We start from the raw sequence: 15,246 nt of genomic DNA on the forward strand, positions 1-15,246 counted from the left end.
ATGATTTATCATATCACGTCAAAAGCAGATTGGGAAGATGCGGTTATCAATGGTAATTACCATTGCGGTACGCTACATGAAGAGGGATATATCCATGCTTCCGAAGACCACCAGGTAGAAGGTGTATTGCAGCGTTATTTTTCCGGTCGCCACGACCTTGTTAAACTGGTGATTGATCCAGGCCTGCTTCGCAGCCAGATCGTACACGAATGGTCGCCTTCCATCCAGGATACTTTCCCCCATATTTATGGACCAATTAATGTTGACGCGGTGGTGAAGGTTGAAACCTGTTCACTTCCTCAAAACTAAGGTCCAGGACATCATATTTCCGGTTATTAGGCCAGCTGTAATGCCACCATTCTGTATCCAGTGCCTGGAATCCATGCTTTTCCATAACTGATTTCAGGATGCCGCGATTGATTAGCACTTTTTCCGGCAGGTTCGGGTTGTCGTGGTGAGCCGCTTCTGTAAAGTTGTCAAAGCCGGTGCCCATAGCGAGTTCTTTCCCGCTTCGCATATAGTATAACGTCAGGTCCACAGATAAGCCACGGTTATGACCACTGCCTCTCACCGGGTTGGCAACATAACGTTCATCCCTGATCAGATCCCACATTTCAACCGTCGCCGAATATGGCCGGTATGCATCAAAAATTTTCAATCCAAAACCCTGTTTCTCCAGTTCGATCGCAACTTCCCGTAGTGCTTCTGCTGGTGCTTTTCGCAGGAAGGTAATTTTAAGGCCCCTCGGATACAATCTTTTGCCTGTAAAGTTGTTTTTATCTGCGTAGCGGAGGTCGAGCCTTATATTGGGTGCCAGTTTGTCAAGCCTTATCAACTGCTGTGAGCTGTCGTTGCTGACAACCATCCTGAATTGTTCCGGGTCTTTAATAATGGGAAGGGTGGACTTTACAGTGTCCTGCGCACTAACATGAAGACAAAAAAACGTATATACAAAGCAAAGGAAATGAAGGCGAATAACTATATTGTACATGACCGGAATAGATTTTGCTCAAATGAAAATAAAGAATCTGTTACGCAACATGAGGAATAATCCCTTACTCTGGAAATATAACCGGCTTTTGATATGTATGGTGTCATTCACCATGTTCATCAATCTTTCCTGCGGCAGTGACCAGGCTGTAAAGGCTCCCGCTGATGTGGTCATTGCGAAGTCTCCTGAAGAGATCGAAGAAAAAATCGAAGAGCAGTTGAAGCAATCGATCGATTTCATTTTAAACAACGGGGATAAAATGAAGGATTCAACGGTCATTCCGCATATTGATGCGTTGAATAAAGTTTATACATCAGGTGCTTACCAGCCACTTTGGAGTGATAAAGGCAACTGGCTGCCACGGGGCGACTCACTGTTTTTCCTTGTCAGCAAAGCAAAAGAGTTTGGGTTATTTCCTTCCGATTATCACCTGCTTCCACTTCTTGCCATCCGTAATAAAATTGTTACTGACACGGTTGCAAGGAAGAATGTTGCCTTGTGGGCCAGGGCCGACCTGCTGCTGAGCGACGCCTACCTGCTAATGGCATCGCATCTTAAATACGGTCACTTTGATAGGGACAGCATAACTGTTAGTAACGATTCACTTTTCAATACAACAAAGCAGGTCGATGTATTAAAGAACGGGATTGTGCAGGGGCAACTCAGGTCTACGCTCGAAAGCCTGGAACCAGTTCACCAGGGTTACAAACAGATCAGGGAATTGTTACCGAGGTTTCTTGACACAGCACAGTTTCGTGAATACACGATCATTACATTTCCCAATCCTGACAGCACCGCAGTTTATGGTGAGGTTGCAAAACGATTGCAGGAAGCCGGGCTGCTTGCGGCTGACTGGAACCCCGCCGATTCGGCAACGTATACAAAGGCAGTAAAAACTTACCAGCAGGCGAACGGGATCCGTACAACAGGTGTCGCAGCTGAGCTCACCATTAAGAGCCTGAACAATACAGACTGGGAAAAATTCAAACGTATTGCGATTACGCTTGACCGTTACCGCCAGCAGATCCCGGAACATATGCCCGAAACATTTGTTTGGGTTAACCTTCCTGCTTACCAGTTGACAGTAGTGGATACCGATACCGTTGTAATGCAGTCAAAGATCATTGTGGGTGCCGTCAAAACACGAACACCGGTATTGAGCAGTGAGATCACGAATTTTATTACCTATCCGCAATGGACGGTTCCATATAGTATCATCTTCAAAGAGATGCTGCCGAAAATTCAGGAAGATATCACTTACCTGGAAAAACAGAACTTGATGGTGGTTGACAAGTATGACAGCGTGGTGAACCCAGCGGAAGTTGAGTGGAATAAAGTCACCAGGAATAATTTCCCCTACCTGATCAGGCAACGCCAGGGAGATGACAATTCACTTGGACTGATGAAATTCAATTTCAGGAATAAATATGCCGTTTACCTGCACGATACAAATGCACGCGGATTGTTCGGTAAAAAGGACAGGGCACTGAGTCACGGTTGTGTGCGAGTGCAGGAATGGGAGAAACTATCGAGGTTCCTGGTCAGGAATGACGAGATCCGGTATAATCCGGATACGATCAAAGCATGGATTGGCCGGCAGGAGAAGCATATAATTTCAGATTTTGCGCGCGTTCCGATTTATATACGCTATTTTACCATTGAAGCGAAGGATGATAAGTTGCGGTTTTTCGACGATATCTATGGCGAGGACCGCTTTCTTGCAGACAGATATTTCAAATCCAAACCAATAAGTTGATCTATGAAAATCCTGAAACGACTGCTCCTCGCAGTGAGTCTCCTTTATACGGGGGTAGCTCACGCAACGCCTGCCGACAGTTTAAAAACACAAAGCAGGAAAAAAAGGAAGGCCAACACTGCCAAAGTGCAGTTTGGAACCGCAAGTTATTACGCCGCCAAATTCCATGGACGTAAAACGGCCAGTGGTGAAGTCTATGATGCCAATAAATTTACTGCCGCACATAACGGTCTGCCTTTAGGAACCTGGATCAGGGTAACTAATCAGCGTAACGGGCGCAAAGTCCTCGTGAAGGTCAATGACAGGCTGCATTATAAGAACCCCAGGCTGGTCGACCTGTCACGCGCCGCCGCAAAAAAACTGGGTTACACCGGTCACGGTCTCGCGAAAGTGAAAGTGGAGGTACTGGGAAAAAAAATGCCTGCAGAACTGGCAACTGCCAACGAAGCAACCAATAAATAATTTTCAATATTTGTAGCTGAAAACTATTTTTGACCCCAGCAAACCAAACACCCATTATGAAGAAAATAGTACTTTCAGTATTGACAGTATGCTGCTATTTCACGAACTCTTTTGGCCAGGATGAAAATTATATCAAAAGACCCGCTATCGGGATCCACTTTTTCGGCAATGACTTTGTAACGCCGCAACGCATCCGGTCAACCTCCCTCAGCACTGTATTGAAAGACAATGATTGGGCTAAGTTCAGCGACCTGAACTTTGGATTTGCCGGCAACTACATGAAGGGTCTAAGCAACCACTTTGATTTCTCAACAACTCTTGGTGTTTCATTCCTGGAATATCCCATGGATGATAAGCCGCAGAATGGCAAAGACGGGGCACTGTTCGAATGGGATGCCATGGTTCACGGCAAAATGGTTTCTGATAAATACTGGGTTTCGCCATACATCTCAGCCGGTATCGGTGCATCACAGTGGAGAGGATACTTCGGGGCATTCATTCCCGTGGGTGTAGGTATCCAGGTAAACTTTTTTGACGAAGCTTTTCTCCTGATCAATACCCAGTACAGGATGAAAGTGACCAGTACTACTAATTATCATTTTTACCAGGGTATCGGCTTCGCTGGCAATATAGGAAGGCCGAAAGAAGAAAAAGTAATTCCACCACCACCGCCGCCGGTTGTAGTTGTGGAACAGGAGAAAGACCAGGATAGTGATGGGATTGCCGATAAGGATGATAAATGTCCCACCCAGCCAGGCATTGCCCGTTATGAAGGATGCCCCATTCCCGATACTGATGGAGATGGCATCAATGATGAAGAAGACAAATGTAAGGATGTGGCCGGGCTGGCCCGCTACCAGGGATGCCCGGTTCCGGATACGGACAAAGACGGGGTGAATGATGAAGAAGATAAATGTCCCGATGTTCCCGGGCTTGCAGACAATTTCGGTTGCCCCAGGCTTGAAACTTCGAAATTCAATGCAAGTAATGTCCAGTTTGTTACCGGGAGTGCCACACTTACTGCCGGGGCAAAGAAAGAGCTTGACAAGGCTGCTAAAATTCTCAATGAAGAATACCCGCAACTGAAAGTGGATATCGTGGGTCACACGGATAATACCGGTGGCGCTGAGCTGAACCAAAAGCTGAGTGAGAAACGTGCCAATGCTGTGAAGGCCTACCTTGGCAAAAAAGGTGTGGCTGCAGACAGGCTTACTGCAACAGGGCAGGGACAGGGAAACCCAATTACCGATAACAATTCTTCCGCAGGCCGGGCAAAGAACCGGCGGGTCGAATTCAAAATAAGTCAATAAAAAAAGCGCCGCAAGGCGCTTTTTTTATTGTGCATCAAAACTGGGTATTATTCGTCCTTCTTGTCTTTTTTGCCGAAGATCTTGCGGAAGATTCCTTTTTTCTTTTCCTTCGGTGGTTCTACCGCAGACTTGTCAGTTGTTTTTTTTTCATCCTTCCTGCCATTCTGATTCGCTTCGTTCAACACTTTCTGTTCTTCAGCATTGAGTGATGATTCTACCGGAACATTGCTCGTATCGGGAGCCGCAAGATATTGTTCTGCCATGCCATTGCCCTGGTCTGTGCCTTCTGCACCCGGTGGCGGGGTCTGGTCAATAATGTTCATGTAGTCATAGGTCAGCTCATTCCGTAATTTCTCGGGTTGCGGGAACCTCGCGAGGGGGTCAATTCCAAGGGTCTTGTCTGCATATACTTTTTTAAAGAAATACTCCCAGATTGGCCTTGCTGCCTGTCCGCCATAACCTAAGCCGCTTTCCAGCCTGATAAACCGGTCATCGCAACCTATCCATGTACCAGCCAGCAACTGTGGTGAAAATCCAATGAACCATGCATCCGCATTGTCGTTGGTGGTACCGGTCTTACCCGCCAGCTCTGCTACACCAAGACGGGAACGCAATCCGGCCGCGGTACCCATTTCAACTGGTCCGCCAAGCATCTTTGTTGTGGTATAAGCCGCAGATTCGCTGATAACCTGGTTCATCTTCGTCTGGAAACTTTCCAGTACGTTACCATTGCGGTCTTCGATGCGTGTAATATATGTTGGCTGAGTACTGAATCCCTGGTTTGCAAACATGGTGTATCCATACAGCATTTCATACATCGACAGGTCAACGGCACCAAGACAGATGGAAGGGTAGGGCTCCACCTTCGTTTTGATATTGATGTTATTCAGGAATTCCACAAAACGTTTCGGCCCGATCTGCTTCATGATATAGGCAGTGGCACAGTTCAGGGAATAGGTCAGGGCACTTGCCATGCTCACCGTATTGCCTTTACATTCCGCTTTGGCAGGTACAAGTCCATAACCCGGGAAGTCCTGGACCACGTTCTCAACAGGAGTTTCAGGAGTAAACCCAGCTTCTTCTATTGCTTCGCAATACAGGAATGGCTTAATGGATGATCCTACCTGGCGTTTCGTATTCAGGTTAACGTGGTCAAATTTGTATGTCTTGAAATCAATGCCACCAACCCAGGCTTTTACTTCACCTGTTACCGGATCCATAACCATAAATGAAGTCTGCAGCATCTGGCGATGGTACTTGATGGAATCAAGCGGTGTCATTACCGTATCCTTTTCACGCTTCGAGTTCCATGCGAAGATCTTCATCGGCACCTTCTGCTTAAAACTATTGCGGATCGCTTCCTCAGAAAGGCCGTCTTCCTTAGCGTTTTTCCAGCGCTCGCTGTTCTTCATGGCGGCGTCCAGCACATTGTTGTGCCCTTTCCATACGCCTCCTTTCTTGATGGAACCCTGGGCGTTGAGTGCCTTCTGGAGTACCGGCATCTGCTTAGCTACCGCTTCCTCCGCATACAGCTGCATGCGAGGGTTGATGGTAGTATAAATTCTTAACCCGTCTTTGTAAATGTCATAAGGATCGCCGGTTGCAGGGTTGGTGGTATTCTTGCACCACTGTTTGATGTCGTCCCTTAACACCTCGCGGAAATAAGGCGCAAGCCCGGCATTTTCATCCTGTTTGCGATAATTCAGTACAATTGGTTTCAGCTTCAGCTTCTGGTTTTCCGTTGCAGTCAGGTAGTTGTTCTTGGCCATCTGGTCGAGTACGACGTTCCTGCGGTTCATTGCATTTTTCGGATTTTTCCGGGGATTGTAGATCGTGTTTCCCTTCAGCATTCCGACAAGTACTGCCGCTTCCTCCACATTGAGGCGGTCGGGTTCCTTTTGAAAGAATGTCAGCGAAGAATTCCGGATACCATACACATTCTCACCAAATGGAACTGTATTCAGGTAAAGCGTGAGGATTTCCTGTTTTGTAAAATTTCTTTCCAGTTTAATGGCAATGATCCATTCTTTCAGTTTCTGGATCACCCGGGTAATGGGATTCCTGGCACGTTCAGAAAACATATTGAGCGCCAGCTGCTGCGTAATAGTGCTGCCGCCGCCTTCGCGGCCGAGAAAGATGATGGCCCGCGCAACAGATCTTCCGTCTATCCCGGAATGCTCATAAAACCTTTCATCTTCAGTAGCTACCAGGGCATTTACCACGTGTTTTGAGATATCGTGATAGTCAACATTGCTGCGGTTCCCCCTTTCCCTGTAATACTTTCCCATCAGCGTACCGTCCGCCGCATAAATCTCTGTAGCCTGGAGGATGGAAGGGTTTTCGAGTTCACTCAGGGAGGGCAATTTGCCGAAAACCCCCACATTGATCAGGATGAGTAGCAGGGCAAATGCGGCAAAACCTATCAAAAACACTTTCCAGAAAACACGTGCGGAATGTTTCATAATTTTTCTTTCTTGGAATTGAACTTTCAAATATTACGCCCGAAAGTATAAAATCAGGACCTGATGGCCTAAAACTCACTCGGGAACAATTGTTTTAAAAAATTTCGGTAGGCAGGCAGGTCTTTATTGTTCATCAGCAGGTCCATATTGGATTCAGCCACAGGAATGAAATAATATTTGTCCGCCTTGAGCCAGGGGATGATATCCTTTGAAGCCTGTGCTTTTGCCTTCACAATATAATCCCTTGCCGCCTGCTCATTTGCCAGTCCTTTGATGGCAACCATCTTAACCTGGTCTGTCAGTCCTACAATCGTCACATTCATAGGAACTGTATAGTAGTTTTCTTTATTATATCTGTTGAATGCATTTCGTGTTTCATTAACATAAACGGGGTCCACATTTTCCAGCACAATCACAACAAAGTGAGGCTGTGCGGCATGCCTGCTGAATGCAGTTCCTGTGGGCACGGCAGGAGCTTCTTTTTTCAGCCTGCTGCTATCAGTGATTCCAGGCACAGGCTTAACTGCCGGCAATTCCGTTTTGGGCTGCACCGCTTTCGCTTCCCTGGGGTCGGGTGTCACTGCTTCAGGCTTTTTTTCAACCGGTGCGGCAACTGCTTTTTCTTCCAGGGTTACGACGCTGTCTTCAGCAGGTCTCTGGATCTCGAGCTTCGTCAGGTAGTCTTCAATCTCAGCCCTTCGCTGCACAACGCTGATCAGGTTTTTGGCTTTCTCGGCGATGGGGTGATCAGGAAACTGGCCAATCAGTAACTGGAGCACATTAATGGCCTGGTTGTCGTCCCTTTTCTTGATATGATAAATTGCTTCAATATACAGTAACTGCGGCGTCCAGAAATTCGAACCGTAAATGCTGTCTGCAATTGCTTTTGCCGCAATAGCGCCATCGAAATTACCCTCGATAAACAAGTCGTACACGTGACTATACGAAACCGTTGCGCCTTTCACGTGCGCATTCTCTTCTTCTTGCGCCTTTACCGGGTCAGCAGCCAGCTTCGCTTCGCGGGTTTCCGGATGTTCCTTTGCGAGTTTTTGTTTTACCCGGTCCAGGTCCGCTGTTTTACCCAGCATCTGATAGCATATAGATAACTGGTACAGGATTTCGGCTTCTTTGCTGCTGGCTGGGAATCGATCAAGCAGACCTTCATAATTCACTGCTGCAGTGGCATAGTCCTCGAAGCTGTTTTGAATGGTATTGGCAAGCATGTATTGGGACTGCAGGATGGAATCATTGGAGACCTTTTGCTGCTCAGGTGTTATCGGCAGTTTTGCAATCAGTGCTTCGAGGGAAAGCTCTGCATCCTCTGCCGCCGCTTCTGCTTCTTCCGTTTTTATTTCTTTATTGAAAGTAACATTGCTCACACTGTTGCTGCGCCGCCAGTTGTCTGTATTCGGACGGTTGCCCCACTTGTTCCGGAATTCAGTAAATCCCCTGCTCTTAAGGGAGTTGTTGTAAAAATACCACTCGCCGGAATTGTAGGTTACGAACAGGTCCGACGGAACTGTGTTTCCTGCCGGAACGAAAACCGGTCCGCCAGCCTGTTGAGCCCCGGAAAGGTCATCATCTTTTAAGCCTCTTTGCTTGCGAAGCTGTCGCAGGTACCGGGTGAGAATATCGTTTCTTTTGTCTTCAGGCATTGCCGCCAGCCGCTGAAGGCTATCCTGCCTGTTGATCACATAATAATTGGAAGCTACGACCTCGAGCCCTTCAAGACGGGCAGTGAGTGCCTGGGCTTCTGCTTCGGGTAAATAACCCATTTCTACACTGTCGTAATAGTTTTTTGCCGGAACGTATTCTTTCTGGTTAAATGAAAGGTCACCCAGCAGCTGGTAGGAGCGGGTTTTCTGATCCGGGTTTACCGTGCTGTATTTTACACTTTTCAACAGGTGCGCCTGGGCCGCGGGAATCATTCCGCGCCTTACTTCAATTTGCCCGATGGTATAATAGATCAGGTCGCGGTAATTTGTATACCGCTCTTTCCTGGCCATTTTTTCCAGGGCTGCAATGGCTGCTTGCCAGTCTACATCATTGATGCCCGTGATCTGCTGGGTAGCCTGCAATTGCGCGGCAACTTCCATTACCGGGTTCATGGTGTGTTTGATACAACGCTCGAAGGCATCTTTTGCCAGGGCAGTTTTTCCTGCACGCGAGTACAACTGTCCAAGCAGGTATTCCCATCTTGCAAGCTCCTTCTTATCGTAAGCCACCGGAAGCGCCTTTTCAAGATAATATGCTGCACTGTCGTACTGTGAAGCTGTATAGAACCAGTATGCACTCACTTCATCGAGCGAGTTATGCAGGCGTTTGGGAAAAGTGGGGTCATGCCGGAGTGTCTGGATAAGTGTGGCAGCCTGCGGCATTTCATTCCTCGTAATATGGGTGCGTACCAGCCAGATCAGCGCGTCATTGCGGCTGGGAGGTTCCGACAATGCCTTATCGATCACATTGCGTTTTTCGACCGTAGACACTTTCATCACACTTCCACCTTCGTTGGCATTGCTGCCGATCACCTTATCGTAACCGTCTTCCTCCTTCGGCGAAAAGGCATAGTTCATATACTGGAAGGTCATATAGGCCGTATCGAGCGTATTGCGGTAGTAATAGGCCTGGCCCATCAGCAGGTAAAGATTGTCCATCCAGTCGCTACGCAGGTCATGCAGGAAGATGCCGGCGTTTACCTTGTAGATCACGGAATCCAGTTCCGTCTGTTGTGATGAGGTATTTTCAAGCGAATAGTTATAGAAGGACAGCAATTCGGTGTAACGGTCTATCTGCTGGGCCCGTGCGTTGTCCAGCACCCTGTTCAGCTTCTCCCGTGCATTAAAGAAAAAATTGTAATGTGTATAGGTGTTCTGGAAGAATCTCCTGGGAGCGTTGAATTTTTTCTGACCGGTTTTCTCTGCCCTCAGCGTACGGTTCTCGTATTTGGCGGGTTTTTTCAGATCAGGGTCGAGGGTTGGCTGAGCCAATCCAGGTAAAAAACAGGAAAGGCAGATTAGGAACGAAATCAGGATCCTGGTGCCTTGTGTATTGATCATCTGCGCAAACTAAAGTGATATTAACTCTTCTGCAAGAAAATTATTTTAAAGTTATCCAAATTAATTGGCTCGATTTTTATGTAGTTTGTGGCTGTCTTTTAAGGAAAACGGAACAATTTTAATGCCTGAAAACAATACAAATACCACCTTTAAGCGTTTACGTAACCGGTACCGCCTGGTGGTAATGAACGATGACAGCTATGAGGAGGTGGTAACCTTTAAGTTATCGAGGCTGAGTGTGTATATCGTTATGAGCACCATTTTCGTTTTACTGACGGGATTGACAGTGGCACTGATCGTTTTTACCCCGCTGAAATTGTATATACCGGGGTACGGCAGCGCCAGTGCAACAAAAGAATTAAGGCAGTTGAAGATCCGGACAGATTCGTTGGAACAGGCCATGCAGTACAAGGATCAATACCTGCAAAGCATAAAAAAAGTTTTACAGGGAGACGTAACCGTTAAGCTGGATACCACCTCCCTGAATATACCACCTACGGAAACAACCACAGATTAAATCCAAAGCTATGTTCAACGGAAAATCCAAAACTGAATTTGCTGCAGAAACAGGCGGTAACAGCACCAGCCTGATCGGAAACGGGACTACACTGAAAGGGGACATTACAAGTAACGGCGATCTGCGGATCGACGGAACCCTCATCGGCAATGTGCACAGTTCTGCCAAGGTAGTGATCGGCGCCAATGGCGTTGTAGAAGGCGATATCCATGGTCTGCAGGCAGACATCATGGGTAAAGTGGTCGGCACTATCAAAGTAAAGGAACTGCTTCAACTCAAGTCTTCCGGCATTGTAAACGGTAACATCCACGCTGGCAAACTGCAGATCGAACCGGCAGCAACCTTTAACGGCGCATGCCATATGGGAACGGAAGTTTCTCCGGCCGTAAATGAAAAGACTAAAGCAGCACCGGCAGCCTGATAAGAAGATTTCATGGCTCAGGTATATTTCACTGGGTAGCCAGCTAATGGTTGCCCTGGCTCTGGCCGTATGGGCCGGAATCAGTGCAGACCGGTGGCTGGGCATCGGTGTGCCCCTATTGGTTTGGGTATTACCTTTGCTCATAATTGCTGTTACCATAATAAAACTGGTAAAAGAAACAGCGCGCGACAGAAATGGAAAAAAAGACCGCCCGAATCAGACCTGATTTGTTACCCTTGTTGATCGTCTTCCTGGTTGTGAATGGTTTATTGCTGGTTTTCCGCCAGCGGATGGACGGACTGGGTGTGGATACCGCAATCCTGCTCACCGGGAACCTCATCCTGTTTGTTATTTTTTTACTCTCCTTCGTGATGCACGCCCGCAGTGCTGAAAATTCCTCTACCCCGGCTTTCCTCAGGAGCGTTTACGGCGGTATGCTGCTCAAACTTTTCGGCGGTGCTACTGCAGCTTTCGTTTATATCTTCCTGTTCCGTGATAAGGTCAACAAACCTGCCTTATTCGGTTGTATGTTCCTGTATATGCTCTACACGTTCATCGAACTCAGGGTTGTGTTGAAGAAATCCAAGACCAGCTGACGATGGCAAAACAGGAATACCCGCTCCAGCAACTTTCCCATTTCCTGCCTGAAGGAACTTTTGAAATGGTGGCAAATTACCTGCATCACTATAAAGTACACCTCACGATCACCCGCGAGCGAAAGACAGTGCTTGGTGATTATCGCCACGCCCATCGCGGATTGAATCACCGGATCAGTGTTAACGGGAATCTTAACCCGTATGCATTCCTGATCACCCTCGTGCACGAGCTGGCCCACCTGGTCACTTTTGAAAGATTCGGACACCGGGTTGCTGCACACGGAAAAGAGTGGAAAGACCTGTACCGGCTTCTGCTGCAGGAATTCCTGGGCAAACAATTGTTTCCTGCTGACGTGGAAGCTGCATTGACGAAGAGCCTTCATAACCTGCCTGCGAGCAGCTGTGCCGATGAACCACTGATGCGGGTGCTCCGGCACCACGATCATCCCGATTCAAAGGGCACCCTGGTGGAGGAACTTCCGGAAGGCACTTTGTTTGCGATTGACGGCGGACGGTTGTTCCGGAAAGGAAAGAAACTTAGAAAACGATACCAGTGTAAGGAAGTGGCAACCGGGAAATTATATCTCTTCAGCGGTCTTTACGAAGTAATCCCTGCTTAGGTCGAGTAGCATCCACAATCCACAGCCAAAGTGGCCGGACTCGCCCAGCGGGCCTTTAAGGTAGGTGAAGCCGAATTTTTCGTAAACGGAAAGCGCCTTTTTCAGCTCAGGCATCGATTCCAGGTATATATGGGAATAACCCAGGTCTGCGGCTGTACGAAGGCAGAGGCTGATCAGCTGTTTGCCAAGGCCCTTACCCCGTGCATCGGGCGACAGGTACATTTTCACCAGTTCACAATAGCCTTCAGGCAATCCTTTCGTCGGGTAAATACCAGCTCCGCCGATGATCCGGTTACCGGACTCAGCTATAAAATAAGCACTGCCTTGTTCCTGGAAAAGTTCAAAGAGGTGGTCGGTGGTGTCGTCGTAATAAACCGTGCCTGGCCTGTCTGCCCCAAATTCCTTCAACGCTGCACGGATGATCGCTGCTATCTCAGCATTGTCGTCAACAGTGATCGGTCTGATGGTTAGTTCCATGCCATAAAACTACGGCAACTTATTTATCCCAGAACCAACGCAACTATTGAGTAAAACACGACGAGAGAAGTAACGATCAGCGCGAGGAAGATCTTGTCGGCATTCCTGATGCTGTTTAAATTTTGTTTCATATGGCTGCTTTTGCGAATAACGTGCCATTCTCAGCGATTATTACCAATTAGCAAAAAATATTATTTGTGACAGACTCCCTGTTTCTTTATATTTGTCTAAAAATAAATTTAGACAAGTCTAAAAATGCGGTTAGTTTTTACTCTTATAATATTGATAGTACTGGGTTTGAGCGCTTCAGCCCAAACCCGTTGGGTGTCCGGAAAACTGGTTCATGCAGAAAACGGGGAAGCTGTTGCAGGAGCCACGATCAGTCTCCCGGCCTTGAAAATTTCGGTAGCATCAACAAGCAGCGGCAGCTTTCGGCTGCAGGTGCCGGACTCCATAATGGCCCTAGAAATAACGGCGATTGGGTTTGAGAAGCAGGTGGTCGCGCTTGATGGCGCGGAGCTGCTTGTCAGGATGCAGCCTTCGCGAAAAAGTATGGATGAAGTGGTAGTGACAGGAACCATGAGAGCGGTCCAGCGTTCTGCAAGCCCGGTTCCGGTTGAAGTATATACACCGGTCTTTTTCCGGAAAAATCCGTCACCTTCAATTTTTGACGCGCTGCAGATGGTGAATGGTGTTCGGCCACAGTTGAACTGTAATGTCTGCAATACAGGCGATATCCATATCAATGGATTGGAAGGTCCATATACCATGGTACTGATCGACGGGATGCCGATCGTCAGCAGCCTCGCGTCGGTTTACGGGTTGCAGGGTATTCCGAATTCACTTGTCGAAAGGATTGAGATCGTAAAGGGGCCCGCTTCATCACTGTATGGGAGTGAAGCGATAGGTGGACTGATCAACGTCATAACCAAACATCCGCGCAAAGCTCCTGCAGTTTCGGTGGAATACAGCGGTACCAGCTGGCGCGAACATAACCTGGATGCGGGTTTCCGCTTTGCAACAGGCAAAAAAAGCCAGTCGCTTCTGGGCATCAGTTATTACAACTTCACCCATCGTTATGATGAGAATAGGGACAATTTCACTGACGTGACCTTGCAGAACAGGATCTCACTGTTCCAGAAGATCAGCTGGCAAAGGAAGGAGAACCGGCAGGCAGCAGTTGCGGTACGCGTCATTGCGGAAGATCGCTGGGGTGGTGAAATGCAATGGACACGCAAATTCCGCGGCGGCGATTCAGTTTACGGCGAACAGATCACCACAACAAGGGGAGAGCTGATCGGGAATTACCAGTTACCGGTACCTGAAAAAATTATGTTCTCCTTTTCAGCAAACGCACATCGCCAGCGTTCTGCCTATGGCAATACAATCTTCGACGCTGACCAGCGGATCGGCTTTGGCCAGTTCACCTGGGAAAAGGATGCCGGTAGTCACCAGTTATTGTCAGGGATTGTGGGGCGTTACACCTGGTATGATGATAATACGCCGGCAACAGCTTCCGCAACAGGTGCGAAGAATTCACCTGATAAGATCTTCCTGCCGGGAATCTTTATCCAGGACGAATGGCAGCTGCATAGTGATCACCTGTTACTGACTGGTTTACGATACGACTATGATAAACGTCACGGGAACATCATAACCCCACGCATTGCCTGGAAATGGACCATTTCCGAAATGGATCACCTCAGGCTCAATGCCGGTTCCGGCTTCAGGGTAGTTAATCTTTTTACCGAAGATCATGCAGCGCTTACAGGTGCCCGTAAGGTGGAGATCGTTGGCTCGCTGAAACCGGAGAAGAGCTATAATGTGAACCTGAACTACTCCCGCAAATTCGTGGTGCCCGGTGGTTACCTGAACCTGGAAGCTGCAACCTGGTACACTTATTTTACCAACCGGATCATTCCTGATTATACCAGCGACCCGGATAAGATCATCTATTCAAACCTTGATGGTTATGCGGAATCAAAAGGATTCAGCATAAACATGGAAGCGGCTTTCCGCAACAGGTTGAGACTGACCACTGGTTTTACCCTCCAGGACGTTTCCATAACAAACAGGGATGCCGCCGGAAAAACCGCGCATAGCCGCCAGCTGCTTACCGAGCCATGGTCAGGTACATGGACGGTCTCCTACACCCTTGGAAAAGGCAACTGGATGATCGACTATACAGGGAACCTGTATGGACCGATGTTACTGCCGCTGCTTGGTCCTACTGATCCGCGGCCGGAAAAATCACCCGTATGGAGCATTCAGAATGTGCAGCTTACGTATAAGGGTAGAAAAGGAATGGAATGGTTCGGTGGGGTGAAGAACCTGCTCAACTTTACCCCGGCTCGCAATACTGATTTCATTATTGCGCGGGCTCATGATCCCTTCGACAAGAAAGTTGAGTATGGGACGGATGGTAAAGTTGTGGCTACGCCAGAGAACCCCTACGGCCTGACTTTCGACCCCAATTATGTATATGCCCCCAACCAGGGAAGAAAGCTTTTTTTCGGATTGAGATACACCTGGAAAGGCCGTACAGATTAAAAAATACAGCGGGTTGCAGCTTCCCTTA

At 47.9% G+C, this 15,246-nt stretch carries 14 protein-coding genes; 10 read left to right on the top strand and 4 right to left on the bottom strand.

The features are described from left to right. A complete protein-coding gene (locus tag OI18_RS24265; protein WP_072039014.1) occupies nucleotides 1–309 on the top strand; it encodes a DUF952 domain-containing protein in 309 nt (102 codons plus the stop codon). On the opposite strand, the gene OI18_RS14285 is transcribed toward OI18_RS24265, so the two are convergent. Beyond that, complete coding sequence (locus OI18_RS14285) at nucleotides 257–991, bottom strand: M15 family metallopeptidase (protein WP_039140803.1); 735 nt, start codon at nucleotides 989–991, stop codon at nucleotides 257–259. The two genes, OI18_RS24265 and OI18_RS14285, sit on opposite strands and share 53 nt — an antisense overlap. Nucleotides 992–1,013: 22 nt before the next feature. Between OI18_RS14285 and OI18_RS14290 the strand changes: the two genes are divergently transcribed. From OI18_RS14290 to OI18_RS23845, 3 genes are read left to right on the top strand one after another with little or no spacing between them, the layout of a single operon-like run. Beyond that, a complete protein-coding gene (locus tag OI18_RS14290; RefSeq protein ID WP_160290241.1) occupies nucleotides 1,014–2,747 on the top strand; it encodes a L,D-transpeptidase family protein in 1,734 nt (577 codons plus the stop codon). Between the two features lie 3 nt (nucleotides 2,748–2,750). Beyond that, nucleotides 2,751–3,209 carry a septal ring lytic transglycosylase RlpA family protein gene (locus tag OI18_RS14295; protein ID WP_052273236.1) on the top strand — a complete coding sequence of 153 codons (459 nt, stop codon included), beginning with the start codon at nucleotides 2,751–2,753 and terminating at the stop codon, nucleotides 3,207–3,209. 56 nt (nucleotides 3,210–3,265) lie between these two features. Next, nucleotides 3,266–4,519: an OmpA family protein gene (locus OI18_RS23845; protein WP_052273237.1), complete on the top strand. Its 1,254-nt coding sequence runs from the start codon at nucleotides 3,266–3,268 to the stop codon at nucleotides 4,517–4,519. A 47-nt stretch (nucleotides 4,520–4,566) separates the two neighbouring features. Here the strand turns inward: OI18_RS23845 and OI18_RS14305 are convergent, their stop codons facing one another. Together OI18_RS14305 and porW are read right to left on the bottom strand one after the other, a co-directional pair. Beyond that, on the bottom strand, nucleotides 4,567–6,981 hold the full coding sequence (locus OI18_RS14305; protein ID WP_039140807.1) for a penicillin-binding protein 1A: 2,415 nt from the start codon (nucleotides 6,979–6,981) through the stop codon (nucleotides 4,567–4,569). Nucleotides 6,982–7,049: 68 nt separating this feature from the next. Further along, entirely contained in the window at nucleotides 7,050–10,037 is a 2,988-nt protein-coding gene (gene porW, locus OI18_RS14310; protein ID WP_039140808.1) for a type IX secretion system periplasmic lipoprotein PorW/SprE, read from the bottom strand. Nucleotides 10,038–10,158: 121 nt separating this feature from the next. Here porW and OI18_RS14315 point away from each other — a divergent pair, with 121 nt between their 5' ends. The 5 genes from OI18_RS14315 to OI18_RS14335 are packed head-to-tail and all read left to right on the top strand — an operon-like array spanning nucleotide 10,159 to nucleotide 12,191. Then, a complete protein-coding gene (locus OI18_RS14315) occupies nucleotides 10,159–10,554 on the top strand; it encodes a hypothetical protein (protein ID WP_039140810.1) in 396 nt (131 codons plus the stop codon). Nucleotides 10,555–10,564: 10 nt separating this feature from the next. Continuing rightward, nucleotides 10,565–10,975, top strand: a complete 411-nt coding sequence (locus OI18_RS14320; RefSeq protein WP_039140812.1) for a bactofilin family protein — start codon at nucleotides 10,565–10,567, stop codon at nucleotides 10,973–10,975. Continuing rightward, entirely contained in the window at nucleotides 10,944–11,201 is a 258-nt protein-coding gene (locus OI18_RS14325; protein ID WP_072039015.1) for an AtpZ/AtpI family protein, read from the top strand. The genes OI18_RS14320 and OI18_RS14325 overlap by 32 nt, the downstream gene beginning before the upstream one ends. Nucleotide 11,202: 1 nt before the next feature. Continuing rightward, complete coding sequence (locus OI18_RS14330) at nucleotides 11,203–11,571, top strand: hypothetical protein (RefSeq protein ID WP_152616829.1); 369 nt, start codon at nucleotides 11,203–11,205, stop codon at nucleotides 11,569–11,571. Nucleotides 11,572–11,573: 2 nt separating this feature from the next. After that, complete coding sequence (locus OI18_RS14335) at nucleotides 11,574–12,191, top strand: SprT-like domain-containing protein (RefSeq protein ID WP_039140817.1); 618 nt, start codon at nucleotides 11,574–11,576, stop codon at nucleotides 12,189–12,191. Here the strand turns inward: OI18_RS14335 and OI18_RS14340 are convergent. Then, on the bottom strand, nucleotides 12,150–12,668 hold the full coding sequence (locus OI18_RS14340; RefSeq protein ID WP_052273238.1) for a GNAT family N-acetyltransferase: 519 nt from the start codon (nucleotides 12,666–12,668) through the stop codon (nucleotides 12,150–12,152). The two genes, OI18_RS14335 and OI18_RS14340, sit on opposite strands and share 42 nt — an antisense overlap. Before the next feature lie 255 nt (nucleotides 12,669–12,923). Here OI18_RS14340 and OI18_RS25090 point away from each other — a divergent pair, with 255 nt between their 5' ends. Beyond that, nucleotides 12,924–15,218 carry a TonB-dependent receptor gene (locus tag OI18_RS25090; protein WP_039140818.1) on the top strand — a complete coding sequence of 765 codons (2,295 nt, stop codon included), beginning with the start codon at nucleotides 12,924–12,926 and terminating at the stop codon, nucleotides 15,216–15,218. Nucleotides 15,219–15,246 lie beyond the last annotated feature (28 nt).

Source organism: Flavihumibacter solisilvae (genome assembly GCF_000814475.1).
GTDB lineage: Bacteria > Bacteroidota > Bacteroidia > Chitinophagales > Chitinophagaceae > Flavihumibacter > Flavihumibacter solisilvae.

Excerpts from the sequence above, each read along its gene's own strand:
- OI18_RS24265 (WP_072039014.1), top strand. The coding sequence starts at position 1 with ATGATTTATCATATCACGTCAAAAGCAGATTGGGAAGATGCGGTTATC.
- OI18_RS14285 (WP_039140803.1), bottom strand. The coding sequence starts at position 991 with ATGTACAATATAGTTATTCGCCTTCATTTCCTTTGCTTTGTATATACG.
- OI18_RS14290 (WP_160290241.1), top strand. The coding sequence starts at position 1,014 with ATGAAAATAAAGAATCTGTTACGCAACATGAGGAATAATCCCTTACTC.
- OI18_RS14295 (WP_052273236.1), top strand. The coding sequence starts at position 2,751 with ATGAAAATCCTGAAACGACTGCTCCTCGCAGTGAGTCTCCTTTATACG.
- OI18_RS23845 (WP_052273237.1), top strand. The coding sequence starts at position 3,266 with ATGAAGAAAATAGTACTTTCAGTATTGACAGTATGCTGCTATTTCACG.
- OI18_RS14305 (WP_039140807.1), bottom strand. The coding sequence starts at position 6,981 with ATGAAACATTCCGCACGTGTTTTCTGGAAAGTGTTTTTGATAGGTTTT.
- porW (WP_039140808.1), bottom strand. The coding sequence starts at position 10,037 with ATGATCAATACACAAGGCACCAGGATCCTGATTTCGTTCCTAATCTGC.
- OI18_RS14315 (WP_039140810.1), top strand. The coding sequence starts at position 10,159 with ATGCCTGAAAACAATACAAATACCACCTTTAAGCGTTTACGTAACCGG.
- OI18_RS14320 (WP_039140812.1), top strand. The coding sequence starts at position 10,565 with ATGTTCAACGGAAAATCCAAAACTGAATTTGCTGCAGAAACAGGCGGT.
- OI18_RS14325 (WP_072039015.1), top strand. The coding sequence starts at position 10,944 with ATGAAAAGACTAAAGCAGCACCGGCAGCCTGATAAGAAGATTTCATGG.
- OI18_RS14335 (WP_039140817.1), top strand. The coding sequence starts at position 11,574 with ATGGCAAAACAGGAATACCCGCTCCAGCAACTTTCCCATTTCCTGCCT.
- OI18_RS14340 (WP_052273238.1), bottom strand. The coding sequence starts at position 12,668 with ATGGAACTAACCATCAGACCGATCACTGTTGACGACAATGCTGAGATA.
- OI18_RS25090 (WP_039140818.1), top strand. The coding sequence starts at position 12,924 with ATGCGGTTAGTTTTTACTCTTATAATATTGATAGTACTGGGTTTGAGC.